This window comes from Lactobacillus sp. (genome assembly GCF_051873315.1).
Classification (GTDB): domain Bacteria; phylum Bacillota; class Bacilli; order Lactobacillales; family Lactobacillaceae; genus Lactobacillus.
Genome location: NZ_JBJEES010000146.1, coordinates 1 through 5,423, shown reverse-complemented (window position 1 = coordinate 5,423; position 5,423 = coordinate 1). Strand labels below are relative to the sequence as shown.

At 52.2% G+C, this 5,423-nt stretch carries 4 protein-coding genes and 1 riboswitch; all 4 genes read right to left on the bottom strand.

The window, feature by feature from the left end:
* Nucleotides 1-69: 69 nt before the first annotated feature.
* The 4 genes from mgtA to trpS all read right to left on the bottom strand — a co-directional run bounded on the left by mgtA (nucleotide 70) and on the right by trpS (nucleotide 5,223).
* A complete protein-coding gene (gene mgtA, locus ACI32D_RS09060) occupies nucleotides 70-2,760 on the bottom strand; it encodes a magnesium-translocating P-type ATPase (protein ID WP_439776245.1) in 2,691 nt (896 codons plus the stop codon).
* 88 nt (nucleotides 2,761-2,848) lie between these two features.
* A riboswitch (M-box (ykoK) riboswitch) is annotated at nucleotides 2,849-3,012 on the bottom strand.
* 106 nt (nucleotides 3,013-3,118) lie between these two features.
* On the bottom strand, nucleotides 3,119-3,733 hold the full coding sequence (locus ACI32D_RS09055; protein ID WP_439776246.1) for a methanol dehydrogenase: 615 nt from the start codon (nucleotides 3,731-3,733) through the stop codon (nucleotides 3,119-3,121).
* Entirely contained in the window at nucleotides 3,714-4,196 is a 483-nt protein-coding gene (locus tag ACI32D_RS09050; RefSeq protein ID WP_003616872.1) for a deoxycytidylate deaminase, read from the bottom strand. The genes ACI32D_RS09055 and ACI32D_RS09050 overlap by 20 nt, the downstream gene beginning before the upstream one ends.
* A gap of 1 nt (nucleotide 4,197) precedes the next feature.
* Nucleotides 4,198-5,223, bottom strand: coding sequence for a tryptophan--tRNA ligase (gene trpS / locus ACI32D_RS09045; RefSeq protein ID WP_439776244.1), 1,026 nt, complete (start codon nucleotides 5,221-5,223; stop codon nucleotides 4,198-4,200).
* Nucleotides 5,224-5,423 lie beyond the last annotated feature (200 nt).

Below are 5,423 nucleotides of genomic sequence, written 5' to 3'. Positions count from 1 at the left end.
CATAATGTGAACCAGCCGGTATCAAGCGCACATTCTTCCACATTTCTTATAGCACCGTTCTTTTTTCAGTTAAATCAGGAATTTTTCCTTCTTCATGTAGAAGTGCTTGACGACTGTCGTCAAAAGCAGGTAGCAAACCAAGAGGCCAGCCACAATCCACAGGAATTCTTCGTTCAATTGGCCAAACTTCATGGCCCCGGCCAATTTTGAAAATGGCAGAACCGTGCCGAAGATGGCAGCCCCAAAGGTAGCCAGCATGACTGGGCTGGAAGCCCGTTGCTGGATGAATGGCAGGCGTTCGTCGCGCAGAGCGTGGATGACCATTTCCTGGGTCCAGAGGGATTCCACGAACCAGCCAGTGTGGAAGATGGTCATGAAGGCCAGCTGCCCTGCCGGTCCTAAGGAAGCGTAGCTGCCGCCGGTCAAAGCCGGGCAGATTACAAAGAAGAGGACGGCAAAGGTGATGACGTCAAAAATTGATGATGCCGGTCCAAAGTAGAACATGAACTTCGGCATGTTCTTGGTTGACCATTCCCGCGGCACATGCAGGTAGTCTTCAGACACGCTGTCAAATGGCAGAGCCAGGCAGCTGGTCCCGTAGAGCAGGTCCAAAATCAAGAGCTGCAGCGGCAGCATTGGCAAGAATGGCAGGAAGATCGAGGCGACCATGATGGACAAGATGTTCCCGAAGTTGGAAGACAGGGTGATCTTGATGTACTTCATGGTGTTGGTCAAGGTCTTGCGGCCGATGCGGACGGCATGCTCCAAAACACCCAAGTCCTTTTGCAAGAGGATGATGTCAGCTGATTCCTTGGCCACGTCGACAGCCGAGTCAACAGAGATGGAGACGTCCGCCTGCTTCATGGCCGGGGCATCGTTGATCCCGTCACCCATGTAGCCGACCGTGTGGCCATTCTTTTGCAAAGTAGCGATGATCTTGGTCTTCCATTCCGGTGACAGCTTGACGAAGATATCGCATTCTTCAACGATCTTGGCCAGTTCTTCATCACTCTTGCCGATCAAGTCCTTTTGCCCGTAAACCGTGTCGATGTTAAGGCCAACCTTCAAGGCCACGGCCCGGGTAACAGCTTCGTTGTCCCCAGTCAAAATCTTAACGGTAATGCCGTCCCGGTTGAGGCTGGCCAGGGCATTTTTGGCGCTTTCCTTCGGCGGATCAAGGAAGGTCAGGAAGCCGATTACGATCAAGTCGCTTTCATCTTCTACCGTGAATTCACCGACTGGAGACGGGTCAACCTTGTAGGCCAAGACGATAACCCGCATCCCGTCGCTGTTCAAGTCGTCGATGTCTTTAAAAATCTGCTTTTTTCTTTCTTCAGTCAAAGGCAGGGTCTGGCCGCCGATTTCCACCTGGCTGGATACTGCCAGCATTTCTTCGGCCGCCCCCTTGGTAACCAGGAGGTGCTCGCCGTGCTTTTGGTCAGAGTTGGCAACCACCACGCTCATCCGCCGGCGCTGGAAGTCAAAAGGAATTTCATCGATCTTGTGGTAGTCCCGCTGGATTTCGCTGGTATCCAGGTCGTCGTCAGCCACGTCGATGACTGCCTGGTCGATCAAGTCCTTCATCCCGGTCTGGTAGTAAGAGTTTAGGTAGGCCATCTTCAAAACCCGGTCAGTTTCCCGCATTTCCAGGTTGTAGTGCTTTTCCAGGATGACCTGGCCCTGGGTCAAGGTCCCGGTCTTGTCGGTGCAGAGAATGTCAGCTGAACCGAAGTTCTGGATGGAGTTCATCTTCTTGACGATGGTCTGGTGCTTGCTCATTTCCACGCTGCCCTTGACCAGGTTGGTGGTCACGATGACCGGCAGCATTTCCGGCGTCAGCCCCACCGCCGTAGCGATGGCGAAGATCAAGGCATCAGTCCAGTTGCCCTTGGTCAAGCCGTTAACGATGAAGACCAAGGGCGCGATGATGGCCGTCATGGTCAAAAGCAGCTTGGAGATGTTCTTGATCCCGGTGTCAAAAGTCGTCTCCTTCATTTCAGTGTCGGCGATTTGGGCCGCCATCTTGCCGAACATGGTGTGGCCGCCAGTGGCGAAGACCACCCCGCGGCCTGAGCCGGAAACGATAGTCGTACCTTCAAACAGGATGTTTGGGTAGTCCAGGTAGTTTTCCATCTTGTCCGGAGTTGGGACGAAGTTGGCGTTCTTTTCTGTTGGCGTTGATTCCCCGTTCAAGGAACTGGCTGAACAGAACAGGTCGGTACTGGACAAAAGCTTCATGTCAGCTGGAACCATGTCCCCGGCTGAGACGTTGATGATGTCGCCGACCACCACGTCCTTGGTCGGGATTTCCTGGTCCTTGCCGTCCCGGCGCACGTTAGTCGTGACTGAGACCATCTTCAAAAGGGACTGGACGGCGTTGGAAGTGCGGACGTTCTGGACAAAGGAAGTAATCCCGGAAACCAGCACCATGACCACCATGATGATGACGGTGCTGAGGTCCTTTTCACTTTGCGGGACGAAGATGTAGTTGGTAAACAAGGACATCGTCGCCAAGATGAGCAGGACCAGGGTGAACGGGGTCAGGAAAGCTTCGGCCAGAAAGTGCAGCTTGCTGGCTTGGTTGTTGCTCGCGATCTCGTTGGTCCCGGTCTTTTCCCGGACATTGGCTGCTTCTTCAGTGCTGAGGCCGTTGCTGTTGGTATGCAGCTGGGCCAAGGTCACGCTCCGCTTTTCCAGGGCAATTCTTGCAACCCGCTTTGCGTCTTCGCTGGCAGCTTTGTTCATTGTCTTGTTGAGCATAATAGTTCTCCCCTCTATGACAACTTCGCAAACGAACAAAAAAGTCCCCCTTACAAACCGTAAGGGGGACCTTGCCAAATAAGGCCACGCTATTGACTAATCGCTCAGCTTTAACACTACGTGACGTAAGCACATGCTAGCTACCTGGAAAGTGCCTTATTTCGACAATTTCTATTTAACCCGTTGGCATCTCTGGATGTTTCTGGGCGATAGCGTGTGTTCACGTAGGAGTCTCACCTAACAGTTCATTTGCTCTCTTTTCAACTTTACATAAAAGACTATACACGCTTAAAGCAAGCTTGTAAACCACTTTTGTGTAAAATTTACCTTGTTATTTAGTTTTTTCTGTGAAAAAGTCTTACTTTCTTGCCTGCCGTCTTATCGTATAGCGGAGGAAAATGATCACGGCCACGATCAAGACCAGCAAGGCGCACATGATCGGAACCCTGAGGTCGGCCGGCTTGATCACTCGGTTCACTTCTTCGCTGGACAGGTCAAGGGAGTCCTTTTTAAAGCCAAGGCTCTGGTCAATCAAGGTCACAGAAATCTTGAAGAGCTCCTGCACCCCTTCATTGAAGGCGATCGGGTCATCAGCCGTGATCTTGGAAGCCGTGTGGCTGAGGATATTGGACCGGACCTGGGCCGTGAACTGACTGTGCAGGTCGCTGCTGCTGTAAAGGTAGGCCTTCTTGGTCCCGTCTTTTTGCACGTTGATCACGATATAGAGGGTTCTGGTCGCCTTGCTCAGGCCATCTGGCTGGGTCTTTTTGGCATCCTGCAGGGTCTCGACGATCACGATCGGGTGCTGGTCAGACTTTTGGTACTTGGCATTCTTTTGGTCAACCATTTTCCGGGTATCGGAATTGATGATGCCGGCATTGTCCTGGACGAAAAAGCTGCTGGCCCCGGTTACCAGGGGAAAAAGGCAGACTAAGGCCAGGAGCCAGGCCAGCCTAGTCGCTGCCGTCTTCAAGTTTGTGTGCCAGTTCTTCGACGAATTGGCGGTCAAGCTTAATTTGTTCATAAGGTACTCCACTATCACGCAGCAGCTGAATGGCCAAAGGACTGTCGTGATAATCATAGTAATAGTTGATCTTGGTCACCCCGGCCTGCAGCAGGTGCTTGGTGCAGTTGTAGCACGGGAAGTGGGTCACGTAGATTTCCGTGTTGTCGGTTGAGACCCCGTTTTTCGCGCAGGAAATCAGACTGTTCATCTCAGAGTGAATCGTTCGCACGCAGTGGCCGTCGACCAGCTGGTGGCCCACGTCATCGCAGTGGTCCTGGCCGGAAACTGACCCGTTGTAGCCGGTGCTGAGGATCCGCTTGTCCTTGACCAGGACGCTGCCGACCAGGGCCCGGTCACAGGTTGACCGCTGGGCGATGACCAGGGCCTGCATCATAAAGTACTGTTTCCAGGGAATTCGCTTGCGCGTCATATTAGCCTCGGTTCTTGAAGTAGTTGAAGCCGATCGCGTCACGGACTTCCTGCAGGGTCTGGTCAGCCACCTGGTTGGCCTTTTGTGACCCTTGGTAGAGCATGTCGTAAACGGCATCCAGGTTTTCAGCGTACTTTTGCCGGCGTTCTCTGATTGGAGCCAGTTCAGCTTCCAGGACCTTGTTTAAGTAGCGCTTGATCTTGACGTCACCTAACCCGCCCTTTTGGTAGTCTTCCTTAAGTTGGGCAACGGTGTCCTTGTCCGGGTCAAAAACGTCCAGGTAAGTGAAGACGGTGTTGCCTTCAACCTGGCCTGGGTCTTCCACGTGGATGTGGTTAGGGTCGGTGTACATGGACATAACCTTCTTCTTGACCGTTTCCGCGTCATCAGACAGGTAGATGCAGTTGCCCAGGGACTTGGACATCTTGGCGTTGCCGTCCAAGCCTGGCAGGCGGCCCTGGCCCTTAGGCGGGAAGTAGCCCTTTGGTTCAACTAAGACGTCGACATTGTAGGTCCGGTTGAAGCTGCGGACGATTTCCCGGGTTTGTTCCAACATTGGCTCCTGGTCATCGCCAACTGGTACCAAAGTAGCCTTGAAGGCAGTGATGTCAGCGGCTTGGGCAACCGGGTAGGTCAAGAAGCCGACTGGCAGGGAGTCGCCAAAGCCCTTTTGCTTGATTTCAGCTTTGACAGTTGGGTTTCTTTCCAGCCGGGACAGGGTTACCAGGTCCATGTAGTCAGTAGTCAGTTCAAACAGGGCCGGGATTTGGGACTGGACAAAGATGGTAGACTTTTCCGGGTCCAGGCCAACAGCCAGGTAGTCCAGGGCAACTTCGATCAAGGAGTTGCGGATCTTTTCAGGGTTACGGGCGTTGTCAGTCAAAGCCTGGGTGTCGGCAATCATAATGTAGGAATCATACTTGCCAGTGTTTTGGAGCTTGACCCGGTTCTTCAAGGAGCCGATGTAGTGTCCGATGTGCAGCTTGCCGGTTGGGCGGTCGCCAGTCAAAATAATTTCTTTCGTCATTTTTCGCTTTCCTTTACTAGTACTAGTTTCTTGTTAATTCAATTTATTTCAGCGTTATTATTATCATTCTAGCAAAAATAACAAATAGATTAAACCACTCCCGCCGGGCCGGAAGAATCTTTTTGAAAAAAGTTTCCAAAAAGACTGTCAATAACTTGGGATAATGTCCCGTAAAATTTAAATTATTAGCGGGGAATTTT